Raw genomic sequence first — 18,267 nt, 5'->3', positions numbered from 1 at the left:
TGCAGCTATCCAGGCAGCGCTCGTTTTACGTCTTGCCGCTACTTGCCTTCAATGCTTCTGCGTCAGTGCATAGGCGTCAATGGTGGGCCGCCACGCTCAGCGGCTGCAGTTCCTCGACCTGCCGAGCGTCGGCGCGGGCGTCCTCGAGGATGATGCCGGACGCCTTTTCGGCGACCATCACGATCGGTACGTTGGTATTGCCGGAGACCAGCGTCGGCATGATCGAACAGTCGACGACGCGTAACCCCTGCGTCCCATACACGCGCAATCGTTCGTCGACCACCGCGCCGGGATCGCTCGCCACACCCATCTTCGCGGTGCCGGATGGATGAAAAATCGTCTGGCCGTATTCGCGGCAAAAGTGCAGCAGTTCGTCGTCGGTCTGCGCCTGCGGGCCCGGGCGGACTTCGCGTTTCATCAACGAGGCCATCGGCTCGGTAGCGGCGACCCGGCGCGCGAACCGCACACCCGCGACCGTCGTGCGGCGGTCGAGATCGGTCGCAAGATAATTCGGCTGGATGGACGGGGCGTCGCGCATGTCGCTGGTACGAATCCGCACGACGCCGCGCGACTCTGGCCGCAACTGACAGATCGAATAAGTACAGCCAGGAAACGCATGGACATCGCCGCCGGCGGAGTCGGCCGAGAGCGTCGAGAAGTGAAACTGTATATCGGGTGTTTTCGCTTCGTCCGGCAACGCGCGGCAGAACATACCGCCCTGATTGATGCCGACCGAAAGCGGCCCTTCGCGAAAGAGCGCCCATTGCAGGCCCATCTTCGCGCGCCCCGTCCAGGAGTGCAGCAGGTCGTTCGTCGTGATAGGCCGGGTCACTTCGTAGGTCAGGCGCACTTGCAGATGGTCCTGCAGATTCTCACCGACGCCCGCCCGATTGGCGACCACCGGGATACCGAACTCGTTGAGCAGTTTCGCCGGCCCGACTCCCGAAACCTGCAGCAATTGCGGCGACTGCAGCGCGCCTGCCGTCAACACCACCTCGCGAAGCGCGCGCACTTCCCGCACCTTGCCGTGCTGCACGTAGCGGATTCCCGTCGCACGCGCGCCTTCGAAGAGAATCTTCGAGGCTAGCGCGTCGGTCTCGATACGCAGATTCGGACGGCTGCGCGCGGGCTTCAGGTAAGCGACAGCGGTCGAACAGCGCCAGCCGTGCCGGGTTGTCAGCTGGTAATAGCCAACGCCTTCCTGATCGCCCTGATTGAAATCATCAACGGTTTGGACACCCAGGCGATTCGACGCCGCGATGAACGCATCCACGAGTTCGTGGCGCTGCTTGATCGTGGAGGCCCACAACGGCCCGTCGACTCCGCGGGTCGGCGACGCACCCAGCTCGTTGTGTTCGAGCCGCCGGAAGTATGGCAAGCATTCCTTCCAGCTCCAGCCCCGATTGCCGAGCGCCGCCCAGTGATCGTAGTCCTCCTTCTGGCCGCGAACATAGATCAGCCCATTGATCGAACTGCAACCGCCGAGCGTGCGCCCGCGCGGCCAATAGAGCTGGCGATCGTGCATATTCGGGTCCGGGTCGGTGTAAAAGCCCCAGTTGTAGACCGGATGAAACATGGTCTTGCCGTAACCGATCGGGATATGGATCCACAGAAAGCGGTCAGGCGGACCGGCTTCGAGCAGACACACCGAGTAGCGGCCGTTTTCCGAGAGGCGATTGGCAAGTACACAGCCGGCCGATCCCGCGCCGACGACGACGTAGTCGAAACTCCGTGTCATGAATGATGTCTCCGTGCTGATGCTTTTTGCTTATAAAAACCGGTAGGTTTCGTCCTAATTTATTGGACTGCTGTTTCGGACTCAAGAGAATCCAGTTACGATTGACCAATCCGGTACGAAAACCGCCTTTTTTGTTTCATTTTTCATTCTGCTCGAATGCGCCCATCCGGGTTGTCACTGATCCGTTCGGGCTGCCTTCACCTTCATCCGCCTCGGGAAGGCCAATGAGAGACACCACGCGTCCCCCCTCCCCTCAGCACGAGCCCGCCGACGACACCCGCGTTCTACGCGCCCTCAGCGTCCTCGAACAGCTCGCGGCTGCGGGTCATCCGTTTTCGCTCTCTCAGCTGTCCTCACGTCTGCTGATTCCGAAGGCGACGCTGATGCGGCTGATCGAGTCGCTCGAAGCACGAGGCTACGTCACGCACATGCCCGACTCGCGCGGCGCCGACCGCGCCATCGCACTCGGCCCACGCGCCGCGCAGCTCGCGCTGACCACGCTCGCGAACAGCACGTTTACGCGCGCTTGCCGCTCGTTGCTGCGCACGCTCGTGGATGCGCTCGGTGAGACCTGCAATCTCACCGTCCTCGACGGCGATACCGTGCTCTACGTCGAGCGCGTCGAAACGACCGAACCCTTGCGGCTGCAGATGCAACCGGGTACGCGCGTACCGCTGCATTGCACCGCGAGCGGCAAGCTTTTTCTGTCGCAGATGGCGCCTGCCGAGCGCGGGCTCGCTATCAGGCGTTTGCAACTCAAATCGATGACCTATCGCACCTTGACCGATGCAGACCTGCTTGAAGCGGAACTCGACCGGCTCGCGGTGCGTGGCATCGGGGTCGACAACGAGGAATTCGTGCGCGGGATGGTGGCGGTCGCGGTACCGGTGCGCAATCTCGAGGATGGTCGTGTGCTCGCGGCCGTGGCCGTCCATGCACCCACGGCACGAGCGAGCCTCGAGGATCTGCTGAAGGCGGTGCCGAAGTTAAAGGAAACAGCGATACGCATTGGACCGCTACTGCAGCCTGCGGCGGTGAAAAAGTAGAAAGCAGTATCGGCGCGCGCCGCCAACCTGGCGTTGGAGCGCAGCGGCCGTCGCTGGCGACAACCGGTGCGCATCAGACAGCACGCGTTACACGGGCTTCAATGGGTGTGAGGGCGATAGTCGACGAATTCCGGTTCAGTGGAGGCTACCCCGCTTTTCCGTGCCCGCCACCCATACGCCAGCAGCAACACGCCAAGACTCACGATCCCAAGCCACAGCGGCGTGCGCTGATCCGGTATGAACGCCATCGCCACCAGAATGCCGATCATGCCGATGATCGCGAACCAGGTCAGGTACGGGTAGCACCACATCCTCACCCGCAGTGTTTGCGGCGCATCGCGCTCGAGCCGGGATCGCAGCTTCAGTTGCGACAGCGCGATCAGCACATAGACGAAGATCGCCACGGTGCCGTACGAATTGACGAGGAAGGCGAACACCGTGTCGGGGGAGACGTACGACATGACAACCGACACGTAGCCAAACAAGGTGCCGATCAGGATCGCGCGAACGGGTACGCCGCGACGGTTAACCTTTGCGAGGGCGGCAGGCGCGTCGCCATGACGGGTCAGCGCAAAAATCATCCGCGACGCTGCATAAAGGCCGGAATTGAGTGCGGACAGCACCGCGGTCAACACGATCGCATTCATGACGTTCGCGGCGGCCGGGATACCCATCGCATCGAGCGCGCTGACATACGGCGTAGCCATTTTCGGAGAATCCCAGGGCACCAGCGCAACAACAAGCAGGATCGAACCGACATAGAAAAACAGGACGCGTGTAATCACCGAGTTGGTTGCTTTGGCGACCGCCTTGACCGGTTCATGTGCCTCGGCAGCCGCGATGGTGACGATCTCAGCACCGAAGTAGAAACCGGTCGCCGCGACCGCACCGCTCAATACCGGGCCGATCCCTTTCGGCATCAGCCCCCCGTGCGCCAGAAGCGTTGGCATCACAGCCGTCGTGTGCATCGACGCGGGCCACAGCCCCAGCACATACAGACCACCCAGGAACAGAAACACGATGATCGCCGCGACCTTGATGGACGCAAACCAGAACTCGAATTCTCCGTAGCTGCCAACCGAGATCAGGTTAGTCGCGGTCAACACCACCAGCAGCACGAGACTTATCGCCCACGCGGGTGTATCCGGCAGCCAGAACTGCACGAGTTTCGCGCCGGCCACCGCCTCGACCGCGACGACGATCACCCAGAAATACCAGTACATCCAGCCGGTCAAAAAGCCGGCAAGTTTGCCGGGCCCCCGCTTTCCGGCGAAGGCGAGGCGCGCGTATTCGTAAAACGAGCCGACCGCCGGCATTGCGCACGCCATTTCTCCGAGCATGCGCATGACCAGCACGATCAGGCCGCCGGTGATCAGAAACGATAGCACTGCAGCAGGGCCGGCCTGCTGGACCACGACGCCGCTGCCGACAAAGAGGCCCGCGCCGATCACACCGCCTAGCGCGATCATCGTCATGTGGCGCTGCTTGAGTCCTGTCTTCAATTCACTTCTATTCATCGATGGTTGCATGTCACCTCCACATCCTGTTTTATTCCGGCGCCGCGCATCGCGCGGTACGCAGGCTGCGCTCAAGGTTTCTCGTCGCGCCTGAAATACATCTGATAGAGCACCCGCTGTCCGATTCGACGGAACGGTGCGAATGGGTGGCCAGGCAAGGGTGAAGTAAAAATCGGCAGCGTCTGCTTCGAACCTTTGCCTGCTATCCGCTCGGCGAGTCGACGGCCCGCCTGCTGTGAATATGACACGCCGTTGCCGCCGTAGCCCAGTGCGTAATAGACCGACTGCTTCGGATCCGGCTGACAGACGCGCGGCATCATGTCGTGGCTCACATCCACCCAGCCCCACCACGAGTAGTCGATCGCGACACCACGCAATGCCGGAAACTTGCGGCACATCCCTTCGACGAGCAGTTCGAAATGACGGGAATTCGGCGCATCGGCACCGGTAATCGCGCTACGGCTGCCGATCTGCAACCGGTTGTCCGGCAGGAAGCGATAGTAGAAACGCAAGGTGCGCGTGTCGGTGAGAACCTGCGTCGTGCGAAAATTGCATGCGGCAATCTCCTGCTGCGTGAGCGGACGCGTCACCATCGAATTCGACAGGATAGGCATCACACGGCTAGTCAACGAAGGATGAAGGTTTTGGGCCGTATACGCGCCGGTCGCGATACCGACCGACCGCGCCCGCACGATACCGCCTGGCGTGCGCAGATGATGGATGCCGTTGATGGTTTCCCACCCGGTCACCGGGCTCGCGGGATGCACTCGCGCTCCGGCTTCGCGCGCCAGCCGCAAATAGCCAAATGCGAGCTTCAGCGCATGAATGCCGATACCCTCGGGTTCATGAAGCGCACCGGCCGCTTCGGAATCGTTGACGAACTGGCGGCGAAACGTTGCCTGATCAAAAAGCTCGGACGGGTAACCGAAAACGTCCTTCCATACTTTCGCTTCGGCGGCGAGTTTCGCCAACATGCGCGGCCGGTGCGCAATCAGAAAGTGCCCGCCTGGCTGCGGATCGCAGTCGATTTCGGCCACCAGTGACTTGAAATTGTCAAAGCCCTCCTGGATCTCGTCGTGCATTTTCAACGCGACGTCCTTACCCCATCGCTCGATCCATTGGGAGCGCGACAGACGTCCCGAAGCATTCTGGCCTTGTCCGCCATTACGGCTGCTGCAGCCCCAGCTGGTTTTGTTGGCCTCGAGAACCACGGCCTTGATGCCATGCTCACGGGCGAGGCAGAGCGCGGTGGCGAGCCCGGTATAGCCCCCGCCGATGATCGCAACGTCCACGTCGATGTCTTTCGTGATCGGCCCATCGTCGGGCGGCGGCGTACCGGCGGTCGCGACCCAGTAGGTCGGTGCGTATTGTTTGCCCTGCCCCGGTCCTGGCGACACCAGCGGGTCGTAGGTCGGATCATATTGCGTGGCGCTGTCCCGTTCCCCAGACAAGCCCTCGCCGACCCGTGTGATGACACTGTGTTCCATGCGAAGCTCCTCGTCGGTATCAAACGTTCTGCTTCGGACGTTCCTTGCGGAAGGCACGCTTGACCGCGATCAGCCCGTCACGGAATTCGAAGAGGTCGCAACCTTCTGCTTCGATGCGCCAGCCTTCCGCATGCGTGCCGGTGAACACCCATTCGGACAAACCGCGTTCACCGATCACAGAGTGACGACCCTTTCCCCAATGTGCATCCGGGAAGGCCTTGAAGACCGCTTCGAATGCTGCGCGCACGGCATCGCGACCGACGAAACGAGCACCATAGACTTCGCTTCCGCCCGCTGCGTCGAACACGCAGTCTTCGGTCATGAAGTTCATCAACGCGTTCGCATCGTGTCGGTTGAACGCGTCGGAAAATGCGGCGAGCGTGTCTGCGGTAACCATGGGGGCGGACGTTTGTGTGGTGGCCATGCATGTCTCCTGCTCAATGATTTTGGATCAGTCTCGTGATGTCGCCTAAGCGGCGATCTCTCGGTGAAAAGTGTAGGTTTAGCGTGCGCCTGACGGTAGGGCCAGTGCGTTGGTTTCGCCTGGTGCAGCGCGCCTGGTCCGGATGGAGTGAGCGAATGGCTGTGCCTCGTCGAGAGGCCGCACCACGCAAGCGCTAGTTCACACCGCTCGCGTACTTTCGAGGCAGCGCTTCACCGCGCACTCGTCTTCATCGGTAAAACGTCCGATCAGGACGATCGTCGATTCGGCTAGCGCTTTGCCCGAAAGACAGGCCTTCAACAGGCACGCCAGAATACGACACGAATTGCACTTCATACGATGCATTATTAGGAAATAAAGCCGATTAAGGCGTCAGTGCATCGTATACGATTCATTTTGCTTGATTCCTATTTTGCATCAGATACAATGCATAAAGACGTTAAGCGCGCGTCAATTCGGGCATCTTAAAACTTCATGCATTACATATGGTGCAATCATGGATTTCAGCGAAATTGGCAAAGCGATTCGTGCCGCCCGCAAGGCGAAAGGCCTAAGTCAGGAGCAGACTGGAAGCCCGTTGCGAATGAGCCGGGCCACCATTTCGGGCATCGAGAACGGCACCGTCAGCGAAGTCGGCATCCGGAAAGTCATGGCGCTTTGCGATCGGCTCAACCTGGAACTCGTCGTCCGGCCGCGAGAGCAAAAGCTGCTGAGTTGGGATGAGCAGCTTGCCGAGAATGAGCGCCTGAAGCTGGCAACGCTCAATGCAACGCGCACTTCGGCGCAGCGGGACTGATCATGTACGTCTTCAACAACAGCAAGCCGATCGGCATCCTTGACCGAAGCGCGCTCGAGGCCAATTGTTACGTCTTCAACTATCTTCCTGAGGCGACACCGGCAGACATGGTGTCTCTGATGATGCCGATCGGACCCGACCAGTTCAAGATATACAACCATCTGCATCCGATCTTCCAGTCGAACATTCCGGAAGGCTATCTGCTCGACAGAGTGATGCAGATGCTGCGCGGCACCGCAGCCTACCCCGACGAGTTCTCGGTTCTGCAAGTGGTCGGGCATTCACAGATCGGCCGCCTTCGCTACGCGGAGACTTCTACCCGTGTCGAAGCGGCGCCCAACCTGCAACTCTCCAGCCTGCTCGCGAAGCCCGGCACGGAGGGCCTGCTCGAAAACATCTTCGAGGAATATGCGACCTACTCCGGTGTCGCCGGCGTGCAACCCAAGGTACTCGTGCGCGCGGTAGACGAGACCCGGCCGAACCATCTCGCGGTGCGCGGCACCACGCACATCGTCAAGTCGTTCGACCCGGCCGTTTTTCCGGGACTGGCCGCAAACGAATTCTTCTGTATGCGCGCGGCTGAGATTGCGGGATTGCCTGTACCGCGTGTATCGCTATCCGACGACGGCGCGCTGCTGATCGTAGAGCGTTTCGATCTGGCGCCGGAAGGTCACTATCGCGGCTTCGAGGACTTCTGCTCCCTCTATGTGATGCCGACTAGCGATAAATACGAGTCCACGTACGAACGTATCGCGAGGCGCATCAAAGAGATGGTTTCGCCGCCAAACAAGGCTGAAGCGCTGTCGCAGTTCTTTACGTCGCTCGCGCTGTCTTGTGCGCTGCGTAACGGCGACGCGCACCTGAAAAACTTCGGTGTCCTGTATGACGATCCAATCGAAGACGTTCATCTTGCGCCCGCATTCGACATCGTGTGTACGCAAGCCTATATTCCCAACGACTCGCTGGCTCTGACGCTCAACGGTACGAGCCGTTATCCGAAGCATAGCGAACTGATGAAATTCGGCCGTCTGGCTTGCGATCTGTCCGCCGCGCGCGTTCGCGATGCGCTCGATGCAGTCGCGCACGGCGTTCAGCAAGCCACGACTGAACTGCACGACTATGCCGCCGCACATCCCGAGTTTGCCGACGTCGCCCGTGCAATGACGGTTGCCTGGGAAAGCGGCCTGAATCTCACTTGCCGCGCAGACGACGGGCCGCTCTTTCTGCTGCCGGATAGATAAGCACGCTCAGGTTCGATCTGGAAATCGTCGCGCCTCGGCAATTCACCACGCCAAAGGGTAACCGGCGCAAGAGATTACCCCTCCGAAAAACCCATTCAGCATTCAAATAGCTTTCAATTGAGCCAGGACTTTCCCCAAGCCCCGCGCTTCCATCTTGCAGCGCACCACTTCCGCAAAGCCCCGTCACATAAGGCTTACCGCGCTTATAGCGAAGCTGGCGCACCACCTTCTCCGCCGATCGCTTTCTTGACGAACGTCCGCGCTCCTGCTGTACTAAATCAACTTGAGTGATTTAGGCGGTCTGCTTCGGACTGCCGTCCCGTAGCACCAGGTTGCAAACGCGCAGCGTTCGTGTGCCCAACCGCCCGCAGTCCACAACATCGTTGCCAATATCCGGAGGAGCGTCCCATGAATCTGAATTCCCGCAGGCATCCCGTCGCCAGGCAAATCGTCTCGATGTGCATAGCGGCGTCCGCCGTGTGGTGCGCGAGCGCCACCCAGGCTGCCGACCAACCGGTCGTCGGCCTCATCACCAAAACCGACACCAACCCGTTCTTCGTGAAGATGAAACAGGGCGCCGAAGCAGCTGCCACGAAAGACGGCGCCAAGCTGATCACCGCAGCCGGCAAGTTCGACGGCGACAACGCGAGCCAGGTCACCGCGATCGAAAACATGCTGACGGCGGGCGCGAAAGCGATTCTGATCACGCCGAGCGATACCAAGGCCATCGTGCCGAGCATCAAGAAAGCGCGCGCCGCCGGCGTGATGGTGGTTGCGCTCGACACGCCGACCGATCCGCAAGATGCCACCGACGCCCTCTTCGCCACCGACAACTTCAAGGCCGGCGTGCTGATCGGCCAATACGCGAAGGCCGCGCTGAACGGCAAGCCCGCCAAAGTTGCCACGCTCGACCTGGCGCCTGGCGTGTCGGTCGGCGTGTTGCGACATAACGGCTTCCTGCAGGGCTTCGGCGTGAAGGAAGGCGATCCCTCGGTGGTCTGCAGCCAGGACACACGCGGCGATCAGTCGAAAGGCCAGACGGCGATGGAAAACTGCCTGCAGAAGTCGCCCGACATCAACGTCGTCTACACGATCAACGAACCTGCCGCTGCCGGCGCTTACCGCGCGCTCAAGGCAGCGGGCAAGGATAAGAGCGTGATGATCGTCTCGATCGACGGCGGCTGCGAAGGTGTGCGCAACGTAAAGGCCGGCGCGATTGCCGCAACCTCGCAACAGTATCCGCTGAAGATGGCGTCGCTCGGCGTAACCGCGGGCGTCGAGTATGCGAAGACCGGCAAGAAAGTCTCCGGCTATCAGGACACCGGCGTGACGCTGATCACCGACAAACCGATGTCCGGGGTCGACAGCAAGGATTCGAAGTTCGGCCTCGACAACTGCTGGGGCAACAAGTAACGCACATAGTACGGCGGCGGCGGTCCACCCTGTTGGGCCGCCGCCGGACTTGCCGCGTGGCCTGCCAGCCACGCTCATGCATCGAGGACACCCATCATGTCGACTCCCTCCGCGCCTGTCAGCCACTCGCGCCACTTCGCCGATCGCTTGCCGTCGCTGGCCGAAATCGGTCCGCTGATCGCGCTGGTACTTGCCTGCGCCTTCTTCATTTCGCAGAGCAACCGTTTTCTGTCGTTCCAGAACCTGTCGCTGATCCTGCAGCAGACGATGGTGGTCGCCGTCATCGCGATCGGTCAGACGCTGATCGTGCTCACCGGCGGCATCGACCTGTCATGCGGGATGGTGATGGCGTTCGGCTCGATCATCATGACCAAATTCGCGGTCACGCTCGGCGTGCCGCCCGTCCTTGCGATTCTGTGCGGCATCGCCGCGAGCACGCTGTTCGGCGCGCTCAACGGCGTGCTGATCACACGCATCAAACTGCCCGCGTTCATCGTCACCCTGGGTACGCTGAACATTGCCTTCGCACTGACGCAGATCTATTCGAACGCGGAAAGCGTGTCGAATCTGCCGGACGCGATCATGTTCTTCGGCAACACGTTCAAGCTCGGTCCCGCCGATGTCACCTACGGCACGGTACTCACGCTGCTGATGTATCTGGCGACGTGGTTCGTGTTACGCGACACCGTCCCCGGCCGGCATCTGTACGCGCTCGGCAATAACGCCGAAGCCGCGCGCCTGATGGGCCTCTCGTCGCAAAAGATTCTGCTCACGGTGTATTCGCTGGCGGGCGCGATCTACGGCATCGCCGCGCTGTTGTCGGTGTCGCGCACCGGCGTCGGCGATCCTCAAGCGGGGCAAACCGAGAATCTCGACAGCATTACCGCGGTCGTGCTGGGCGGCACCAGTCTGTTCGGCGGACGAGGGTCGATTGTCGGCACCCTGCTCGGCGCGCTGATTGTCGGCGTGTTTCGCAATGGCTTGACGCTGATCGGCGTCTCTTCGGTGTACCAGGTGTTGATTACCGGCATGCTGGTGATCCTCGCGGTCGCCGCAGATAAACTTTCTCATCGTCGCGGTTGATCATCCAGGAGCCAGTCATGTCGACACTTACTTCCGCTTCCGCCGCGATGCCGGTATTACAGGCGAGCGGACTCGTCAAACGCTATGGCAACGTCACCGCGCTCGACGGTTGCGATTTCGAAGTGCTGCCCGGCGAGATTCTCGCCGTGATCGGCGATAACGGCGCGGGCAAATCGTCGTTGATCAAGGCCCTTTCCGGCGCCACCGTGCCAGACGAAGGCGAGATTCTGCTCGACGGCAAGCCGGTCAAATTCCGCAGCCCTCTGGATGCACGCGCTCAAGGTATCGAAACCGTGTATCAGGAACTCGCGGTGGCGCCCGCGATGAGCATTGCCGAAAACCTGTTCCTTGCCCGCGAGTTGCTCAAACCCGGCTGGCGCGGCTCGATCTTCAAGATGATCGACAAGCGCCGCATGCTGGAGGAAGCGACCTCGCATATGAAAGACTTGCAGATCGGCATCCGCTCGATGCGCCAGGCGGTCGAAACCCTCTCAGGCGGACAGCGTCAAGGCGTTGCCGTGGCGCGCAGCGCGGCATTCGCGCGTCACGTGGTGATTCTCGACGAGCCCACCGCCGCACTCGGCGTGAAGGAAGGCAACATGGTGCTCGAACTGATCCGCCGGGTGCGCGACCGCGGTCTGCCGGTGATCCTGATCAGCCACAACATGCCGCACGTGTTCGAAGTTGCCGACCGCATTCACATTCAGCGGCTCGGCCGGCGTGCCGCGCTGGTCAACACCAAAGACGTCCACATGTCGGAGGCTGTCGCGATCATGACGGGCGCGAAGACAGCGGACGTCAAGGCGATTGCATGATCCACGCTTCCTCCTGAGCGGCGGCACTCGACGATGGAAACCACCGGTACCCGCAAGCCCCTCAAACGCACGGTCGGCTCGAATCAGGTCGGCATGCGGCAGTTCAACGAACGGATCGTATTGCAGGCGATCCGCTTGCACGGGCCGCTGCCGAAAGCCGACGTCGGCCGTCTCACGCGCCTGTCGATGCAGACGGTCTCAATGATCGTCGAGCGTCTGATCGACGACGGACTGCTCGAGAAGCAGGCGCGCGTGCGCGGCCGGATCGGTCAGCCGTCGGTGCCGATCGCGTTGCATGCCGAGGGCGCGTACACCATCGGTATCAAGGTGGGACGCCGCAGTCTCGACGTGCTGGCGATGGACTTCGCGGGCCACGTGGTGTGCCGCGATGTATTCGAGTATGCCTATCCCGATCCGCGCACGCTGTTCCCCGCGCTCGAAAGCAAACTGGCGCGCGTGAACCAGACGCTCGGCGCGAAGGCCGGCAAAGTGGTCGGCGTAGGCGTGGCCGCGCCGTTGTGGCTCGGCGGCTGGCGCGACTTTCTCGGCGCGCCGCCCGAAGCGCTGGAGGCGTGGAACGAGATCGACTTGCGCAGCCGTGTGGCGACAATGACGGGCCTGCCTGTCGAGTTCGCCAAGGACACGACCGCCGCCTGCGCCGCCGAACTCGTGATGGGCCAGGGCCGCGGGATTCACAATTTTCTGTATCTGTTCGTCGGCACGTTTATCGGCGGTGGCCTGGTGATCGACGGCCGTTTGCATGGCGGCCCGCATGACAACGCGGGCGCTGTCGGTTCGATTCCGCTCGGGGACGGCAGTGCGCGCAAGCCCGCCCGGCAATTGCTGCATGCGGCATCCGGCTTCGTGCTCGAACAGCTGTTGAGCGATGCGGGCGCGCCTGCTGCCGCCGCGCACGACCATCGTGCGCTGTCGCCGGAATGGTGGCGGCAGACGGAGCAATGGCTCGACACCGCATGCCCCGCGATCGCCAACGCGCTGACCAACGCGGCTGCGCTGCTCGACCTGGAAGCGGTGGTGATCGACGGCGAACTCGACCGGCAACTGGTACGCGAAATCATCCGCCGTACCGAGCGCGTGCTCGATCGTTTCGAGTGGGAAGGCATGGTGCGTCCGCAACTACTGGAAGGCACCATCGGCTCGGACGCGCGCGCGATGGGCGGCGCGATTCTGCCGCTCTACGCGCACTTCGCGCCGGTGCATGAACTGTTTCTGAAGCCGGCGGTGGACGCCGGCTACTAGCCGTCATTGCGCGGCGACCTTCGACGCGGACGCGGTTTTCGCGGGCTGCTCCTGCAGCAACGGCTGCAACACCGGCGCGAGCGACTTCAGCAACTGCACCGATAACGCGCTCGTGAACTCGTAACGGGCCGCATAAGGTTCATGCACCCACGCGGTCAGCGTGCCGTAGAAACGATCCCCGATCGCGAACACGAAAGTCGCGCTGCGATTCACCTTGCGTGACTCGATCAGGCGCGCGCCTTTGGCGAACACGTTAAAGCGCTGATCGCCGGTGCCGGTCTTGCCGTACACCTCGAACGTCTGCCCATTGGGGAACGTCATGCCCTGCGCGAGACGCCTCGCCGTGCCGCCCGTTACGACGTCGCGCAACAGCCCTCTCACCACACCGGTGACTTCCGGCGACAACTGCTGTTGCGGCGCGACTGCCGCGCGCTCGAAATGCGTTTCATACGGCGTGTCTTTCGCGAAGTCGAGTTGCGTGAGGTTTTCGGTCGGCACCTTGTTACCGCCGTTGGCGATCACGCCGATCAGTTGCGCGAGCGCGGCCGGCCGGTCGCCCGACGCGCCGATCGCTGCCGCATACGATGGCGTGAGCGTCGCGAACGGATAGCCGAGCGCTTGCCACGACTTGTCGATCGCGTCGTACGCGCGCAGTTCGACCATCCGCTTGATGCGGCGATCCTGGGTGGCGTGATAGCGCGTCTTGAAGAGCCACGAGTACGTGGACAGACGCACGTCGCGGCTCGCGATCTGAATCTGGTTGAGCGTCGCATCGGGATGCTCGCGCAGATAGTTGACGGTCCACAGTTCGAGCGGATGAACGCTCGAGATGTAGCCGCGGTCGTTCAGATTGAAGCGGTCGATCGCGTACTTGTCGTAAAGGTTCGCGAGATCCACATCGTCCAGCATCGAAGCGGCCGGCGTGTTCTTCAACACGGCGCGCATCTTCGCGTTGAACCACGCATTGGATTCATCCGGCGCGACGCTGCGCAATACCGTCGCCACTTTTGGCGGCGATTTGCGCACGCCGAGCAGCAACAGCGCCAGCTGCTGATTGGGCGTTTTGCCGTGATACTTCGTGTAGAAACGATTCATGTACACGCGGCTTTCCTGATCCGCGAAACGCGTCAGATACATCTTGCGCGTCGCCGGATCGCCGAGCCATTGCGACGACGGCCCGGTGGTCTGAACCATTTCGTAGTGCACGATATCGCGCATCAGGCGCACGAACACCAGATTCACCGAATGCTGGAACGCGCGGTGCACGGTCAGGATGCGGCCGTTGTCGTCGGCTTCGAAATTATTGAAAGTCTGCGCACCGCCGCCCGTGTAGAACGTCTCGCCGGGACTTGCCGAATATTTGCGTTCGACGGCCGCATCGAGCATGGCTTGCAGCGAGCGGTCCGAGGTATGCGACAGGTAATCGAGCGCCCAGTGCGTCAACCGGTCGTTTGGATCGGCTTTGACGGCTTTCAGCTCCGCTGTGCCTAGCGGTGCATAACGCGCATGCAGCTCGGAGACGATTTGCAGGTACGTCACGACGGTGCGCAGTTTTGCGGTCGATCCGAGATTCAGGCGCGCGCCCGAATTGATGTCGAACGGCTGGTTGACGCTATCGGTTTGCACCCGCACGAGGTTCGCGCCATCGCGCCGTTCGTACAGGGTGAAGCTATACGCGATTCGCGACGGATCGTCCGACGCGCGCAGCATTTCATAGCCCACGAGGCCGGCGGCTTGTGCGCCGTCGCGAGTCGCCGCGGCGGCGAGCCGTTCGCTGACCGCCTGCTGCACAGCGTTGTTGAGCGTGCCGGTGGCCTGCAGATCGAGCCGGTCGAGTTCGTAGAAACTCGGGATGCCGAGCGCGGCCAATAGATGCGAGCGCATCGACGTCACGGCTTTGCGCGACACGAACGAATCCGCGTTCTGCGTTCGGGACGCCCGGCGCAATTCCACTTGAGCCGACAGCGCGGCGTCGCGCAGCGGGATCGAGATGACGCCGTTGCTCGCCAGCAGACGCAAATAACTATCCGTCAGGCGTTCGAGTTCGGTATAGCCGTGATTCAGGAAATACGACGGCGCACGTTGCGCGATCATCAGCGACAGCACCTGCCGGAACGCGATGCCTTGCTCGGGGAGATTTTCCAGCGTCGCGGGCGCTTTGAGGATGCGGTTCACGTCATCGAAATCGCGCCCGTACCACGCGGCAAGACCGTCGCCGATACCGTTGATTTCGCCGATACCCGGTTGCGCGGCAAGCGGCACCGAGTTCAGATAGCGCACCACGATCTGTCGGCGCGCGGGCATGGTCTGCGGGCCGTTCAGATACGCACGCACCGAGGCCGAAGCGATTTGTCGCAATTTCTCCGGCGGCGTCGCGGTGCGTCCGCCCGCCGAATGACGGAACTTCTCAATCTGCGTAGCGAGCGTGCTGCCGCCGGGCGTCGACTGATGCCGGTTGAATAGGCGCGCGCCCTGGTCGGCCAGCGCGCGGCTGAAACGTCCCCAGTCGATCGCCGGATTGCGGTTCGGCTGATTCGGGTCGAGCAGGTAGCGGTCTTCGATAAAAAGGAGCGAGTTCACGACAAGCGGCGGAATCGCGTCGAAGTCGTCATACACGCGGCCCGGAAACTGTGCACCAAAGAGCGGCGTGCCGGTGCCGTCGAAGAGTTGCAGCCCGGCCTGATCTTTTTCCGCATAAGGCAGGAACAAACCGTTATCCGCCAGCCACAGCATCCGCTCGGAATCGCGCGCCTGTGACCGGATTTCAAATCCGCGTTCGAGCAGACGCTGCTGGAACGACGGCAGCAAAGCGTAACCGAGGCGGCCGTCGTAGGGACCGTGGTCGGCTAAGGGAAAGCGAATGGAACGACTTGGGCCGTCGGCGACGGAAAAAGCGACGTCGCTCGTCAATTCGGACAGATAGCGCGCCTGCAACCGCGAGGTTTCGATTTCGAGTTGACAAAAGCGTGCCGCTAGCGCCAGCGCAAGCAGAAATGCCGCTGCCAGCCCCCATTTGAACCACTTCCAGACAGGTGCCCTACCTGTCGCGCGAAGCGGAAACCGAACCAGTGGCCGATTCATGACTGCTCCCCGAGGCGGGCGCCACGCTGCAAATCAGGCGCACCTTCCAGCCAGTGTAGCGCGGAACCGAGGCGCGCAATCGGTTCGGATTTACCCGAGAGTGTCGCCGCTACAACACCTTCTCGCGAAGCATGGCGGAGCGCGAGTTGCCATGCGATATTGGGGGTCTTTCACTTGCCGAAAAACCGCTGTTTCAGGCGTTTTTTTGCGTCGCCTCCCGCACCTTCTGTCCACACAACAACTGGATAAACTGCTCCGCCGCCGGCGAAAGCACGCCGCCTTTGCGCGTCACGATGCCGAACGTCTGCGAAGGCGACTTCAGTTTGACCGGCACCATGCGCAGCATTTTTTGCCGGACGAACAACTCGGCGATACCCGTGGGCAACAGCGAGACCAGATCGGCACTGCTTTGCAGTAACGCAACCGTCACAAAGGTGGAGGCGGTTGAAACCGGATTGTCCGGCATGTCGAGGCCGGCCAGATCCATCTCCCGTTCGAGCAACGCGTGCAGCGGCATATGCGACGGATACATCACCCAGCGGTGGCCGGTCAGATCGCGCAAGTTCACTTCCTTCTTCGGCAGCGCCGGATGGCTATAACCGACCACCACCGATAACGGCTCGTCACCGAGCGGCCGATAGTGGTATTTCGACGGATCGGCGGCGACCGCCGCACGGCCGATCACCAGATCGAGGCGGCCATCGTCGAGTTGCAGCAGCATCCGCGCGCTCGTATCTTCCACCACCTCGATCGACAGATTCGGCTGCCCGGCATGCAATTCGTTCAGCGCCGGCACGACCCGCCCGGGAATCGCCCCCATGATCGCGCCGATCGCCAGACGGCCGCCGCGCCCCGAGCGTATTTCGGCGACGTCCTGACACAGCGACGTGAGGTCCGTCGCCAGCAGCCGCGCGTAGCGGATCACGCAATGGCCGAGCTGATTCGGGATCATGCCGTTCTTCGAGCGCTCGAAGAGCGGCGCCTCCAGCATCGATTCCAGTTCCTGCAGCGCCTTGCTGGCGGCAGATTGCGTCATCGACATCGCGCCGGCGGCTTTGTGCAGCGACTTGTGGTCGTCGAGCGCGATCAGCATTTGCAGCTGCTTCATGCGCAATCGCGACAGCAATACGTTCAGGGTGTCTTTCATGGGAGCGGCGCGCTTCGAGGAGGCAGCGAGGTGAGTCGCAAAAGCGATCACAAGATGGAAACAATTCAATATACAGCTTTGCGATCCCCGCCGTATAGTCAACGCCGGAGACATTCAACACACCCTCGCTTCACGGCCTTCCCTCAACCTTCGTTCATACCGGCCATCATGACAAACGCATCCAGCCAAGCCCCTCTGCGCGGCGTGTTCCCCGTCGCCCCGACCATCTTCGACGACGCCGGCCGTCTCGACCTCGAAGGCCAGAAACGCTGCATCGATTTCATGATCGACGCGGGCTCCAACGGCCTGTGCATTCTGGCGAACTTCTCGGAACAGTTCGCGCTCTCCGACGACGAACGCAACACGCTGATGCACGCGGTGCTCGAGCATGTCGCGGGTCGCGTGCCGGTGATCGTCACGACCACGCATTTCAGCTCGCACCTGTGCGCCGAACGCAGCCGCAACGCCCAGGCGGCCGGCGCCGCGATGGTGATGATCATGCCGCCGTATCACGGCGCGACGATCCGCATCGGCGAGCGTGGGATCTATGAGTTTTATCGCGTGGTATCCGACGCGATCGGGATTCCGATCATGATCCAGGACGCACCGGTCAGCGGCACGGCGCTCTCTGCTGCGTTCCTCGCCCGGATGGCGCGCGAACTGCAAAACGTGTCGTACTTCAAGATCGAAGTGCCGCAAGCGGCGAACAAGCTACGCGAGCTGATCGAACTGGGCGGCGATGCAATCGCCGGTCCGTGGGACGGTGAAGAAGCGATCACCTTGATGGCCGATCTCGATGCGGGCGCAACCGGTTCGATGACCGGCGGCGGCTATGCCGACGGCATCCGTCTGATCGTCGACGCCTACGCCGCGGGCGATACCGAAGCAGCCGCCGCGCACTATCAGCAATGGCTGCCGCTCATCAACTACGAAAACCGCCAGGGCGGTCTCGCGTCGTGCAAAGCGTTGATGAAGGAAGGCGGCATCATCCGCTCGGACGCGGTGCGCCATCCATTGCCGTCGATGCATCCGGCCACCCGTGAAGGCTTGCTGAAGGTCGCGCGCCGGCTCGATCCGCTGGTGTTGCGCTGGGGCAAGTAACGGACAACGGTGTGTGATCGGCCGGCATTCGCTGTATGCGGATGCCGGCGATTGTTTTATCGCCGGTTTTATCCATGCGCCGCACCTTCTATTCACGCGC

General features: G+C 61.9%; 14 protein-coding genes. 8 read left to right on the top strand and 6 right to left on the bottom strand.

The features are described from left to right. Window positions 1-76: 76 nt before the first annotated feature. On the bottom strand, window positions 77-1,738 hold the full coding sequence (locus tag SB772_RS27870) for a GMC family oxidoreductase (protein WP_410836395.1): 1,662 nt from the start codon (window positions 1,736-1,738) through the stop codon (window positions 77-79). 224 nt (window positions 1,739-1,962) lie between these two features. Between SB772_RS27870 and SB772_RS27865 the strand changes: the two genes are divergently transcribed. Further along, window positions 1,963-2,784 carry an IclR family transcriptional regulator gene (locus SB772_RS27865; RefSeq protein ID WP_410836394.1) on the top strand — a complete coding sequence of 274 codons (822 nt, stop codon included), beginning with the start codon at window positions 1,963-1,965 and terminating at the stop codon, window positions 2,782-2,784. 98 nt (window positions 2,785-2,882) lie between these two features. Here SB772_RS27865 and SB772_RS27860 read toward each other — a convergent pair whose 3' ends face one another. Genes SB772_RS27860 through SB772_RS27850 form a run of 3 tightly spaced genes read right to left on the bottom strand, consistent with a single transcriptional unit; the run spans window position 2,883 to window position 6,212 of the window. Beyond that, window positions 2,883-4,313: an amino acid permease gene (locus SB772_RS27860; RefSeq protein ID WP_410836393.1), complete on the bottom strand. Its 1,431-nt coding sequence runs from the start codon at window positions 4,311-4,313 to the stop codon at window positions 2,883-2,885. 59 nt (window positions 4,314-4,372) lie between these two features. Continuing rightward, window positions 4,373-5,788 carry an NAD(P)/FAD-dependent oxidoreductase gene (locus SB772_RS27855; protein WP_410836392.1) on the bottom strand — a complete coding sequence of 472 codons (1,416 nt, stop codon included), beginning with the start codon at window positions 5,786-5,788 and terminating at the stop codon, window positions 4,373-4,375. A gap of 19 nt (window positions 5,789-5,807) precedes the next feature. Continuing rightward, on the bottom strand, window positions 5,808-6,212 hold the full coding sequence (locus SB772_RS27850; protein ID WP_410836391.1) for a nuclear transport factor 2 family protein: 405 nt from the start codon (window positions 6,210-6,212) through the stop codon (window positions 5,808-5,810). A 514-nt stretch (window positions 6,213-6,726) separates the two neighbouring features. On the opposite strand from SB772_RS27850, the gene SB772_RS27845 reads away from it, so the two are divergent. The 6 genes from SB772_RS27845 (at window position 6,727) to SB772_RS27820 (ending at window position 12,838) form a co-directional block, all read left to right on the top strand. Then, window positions 6,727-7,026 (top strand): helix-turn-helix domain-containing protein, encoded by a 300-nt coding sequence (locus tag SB772_RS27845; protein WP_410836390.1) that lies wholly within the window; start codon window positions 6,727-6,729, stop codon window positions 7,024-7,026. A 2-nt stretch (window positions 7,027-7,028) separates the two neighbouring features. After that, window positions 7,029-8,267: a type II toxin-antitoxin system HipA family toxin gene (locus SB772_RS27840; RefSeq protein ID WP_410836389.1), complete on the top strand. Its 1,239-nt coding sequence runs from the start codon at window positions 7,029-7,031 to the stop codon at window positions 8,265-8,267. Window positions 8,268-8,675: 408 nt separating this feature from the next. Continuing rightward, a complete protein-coding gene (locus tag SB772_RS27835; RefSeq protein ID WP_410836388.1) occupies window positions 8,676-9,680 on the top strand; it encodes a sugar ABC transporter substrate-binding protein in 1,005 nt (334 codons plus the stop codon). Between the two features lie 96 nt (window positions 9,681-9,776). Further along, the gene (locus SB772_RS27830) at window positions 9,777-10,763 is read left to right on the top strand and encodes an ABC transporter permease (protein ID WP_410836387.1); all 987 of its coding nucleotides are present in this window, start codon (window positions 9,777-9,779) and stop codon (window positions 10,761-10,763) included. Window positions 10,764-10,780: 17 nt separating this feature from the next. Then, window positions 10,781-11,578 (top strand): ATP-binding cassette domain-containing protein, encoded by a 798-nt coding sequence (locus SB772_RS27825; protein ID WP_410836386.1) that lies wholly within the window; start codon window positions 10,781-10,783, stop codon window positions 11,576-11,578. Window positions 11,579-11,611: 33 nt separating this feature from the next. Next, window positions 11,612-12,838, top strand: coding sequence for an ROK family transcriptional regulator (locus SB772_RS27820; protein WP_410836385.1), 1,227 nt, complete (start codon window positions 11,612-11,614; stop codon window positions 12,836-12,838). Between the two features lie 3 nt (window positions 12,839-12,841). Here SB772_RS27820 and SB772_RS27815 read toward each other — a convergent pair whose 3' ends face one another. Together SB772_RS27815 and SB772_RS27810 are read right to left on the bottom strand one after the other, a co-directional pair. Then, window positions 12,842-15,919, bottom strand: a complete 3,078-nt coding sequence (locus SB772_RS27815) for a transglycosylase domain-containing protein (RefSeq protein WP_410836384.1) — start codon at window positions 15,917-15,919, stop codon at window positions 12,842-12,844. A 193-nt stretch (window positions 15,920-16,112) separates the two neighbouring features. Next, entirely contained in the window at window positions 16,113-17,066 is a 954-nt protein-coding gene (locus SB772_RS27810) for a LysR family transcriptional regulator (RefSeq protein WP_410836383.1), read from the bottom strand. Window positions 17,067-17,234: 168 nt separating this feature from the next. Here SB772_RS27810 and SB772_RS27805 point away from each other — a divergent pair, with 168 nt between their 5' ends. Then, complete coding sequence (locus SB772_RS27805) at window positions 17,235-18,167, top strand: dihydrodipicolinate synthase family protein (RefSeq protein ID WP_410836382.1); 933 nt, start codon at window positions 17,235-17,237, stop codon at window positions 18,165-18,167. Window positions 18,168-18,267: the final 100 nt, after the last annotated feature.

Source organism: Paraburkholderia sp. SIMBA_030 (genome assembly GCF_046535245.1).
Lineage (GTDB): Bacteria > Pseudomonadota > Gammaproteobacteria > Burkholderiales > Burkholderiaceae > Paraburkholderia.
This window is presented reverse-complemented; position numbering and strand designations above follow the sequence as displayed.

Excerpts from the sequence above, each read along its gene's own strand:
- SB772_RS27870 (WP_410836395.1), bottom strand. The coding sequence starts at position 1,738 with ATGACACGGAGTTTCGACTACGTCGTCGTCGGCGCGGGATCGGCCGGC.
- SB772_RS27865 (WP_410836394.1), top strand. The coding sequence starts at position 1,963 with ATGAGAGACACCACGCGTCCCCCCTCCCCTCAGCACGAGCCCGCCGAC.
- SB772_RS27860 (WP_410836393.1), bottom strand. The coding sequence starts at position 4,313 with ATGCAACCATCGATGAATAGAAGTGAATTGAAGACAGGACTCAAGCAG.
- SB772_RS27855 (WP_410836392.1), bottom strand. The coding sequence starts at position 5,788 with ATGGAACACAGTGTCATCACACGGGTCGGCGAGGGCTTGTCTGGGGAA.
- SB772_RS27850 (WP_410836391.1), bottom strand. The coding sequence starts at position 6,212 with ATGGCCACCACACAAACGTCCGCCCCCATGGTTACCGCAGACACGCTC.
- SB772_RS27845 (WP_410836390.1), top strand. The coding sequence starts at position 6,727 with ATGGATTTCAGCGAAATTGGCAAAGCGATTCGTGCCGCCCGCAAGGCG.
- SB772_RS27840 (WP_410836389.1), top strand. The coding sequence starts at position 7,029 with ATGTACGTCTTCAACAACAGCAAGCCGATCGGCATCCTTGACCGAAGC.
- SB772_RS27835 (WP_410836388.1), top strand. The coding sequence starts at position 8,676 with ATGAATCTGAATTCCCGCAGGCATCCCGTCGCCAGGCAAATCGTCTCG.
- SB772_RS27830 (WP_410836387.1), top strand. The coding sequence starts at position 9,777 with ATGTCGACTCCCTCCGCGCCTGTCAGCCACTCGCGCCACTTCGCCGAT.
- SB772_RS27825 (WP_410836386.1), top strand. The coding sequence starts at position 10,781 with ATGTCGACACTTACTTCCGCTTCCGCCGCGATGCCGGTATTACAGGCG.
- SB772_RS27820 (WP_410836385.1), top strand. The coding sequence starts at position 11,612 with ATGGAAACCACCGGTACCCGCAAGCCCCTCAAACGCACGGTCGGCTCG.
- SB772_RS27815 (WP_410836384.1), bottom strand. The coding sequence starts at position 15,919 with ATGAATCGGCCACTGGTTCGGTTTCCGCTTCGCGCGACAGGTAGGGCA.
- SB772_RS27810 (WP_410836383.1), bottom strand. The coding sequence starts at position 17,066 with ATGAAAGACACCCTGAACGTATTGCTGTCGCGATTGCGCATGAAGCAG.
- SB772_RS27805 (WP_410836382.1), top strand. The coding sequence starts at position 17,235 with ATGACAAACGCATCCAGCCAAGCCCCTCTGCGCGGCGTGTTCCCCGTC.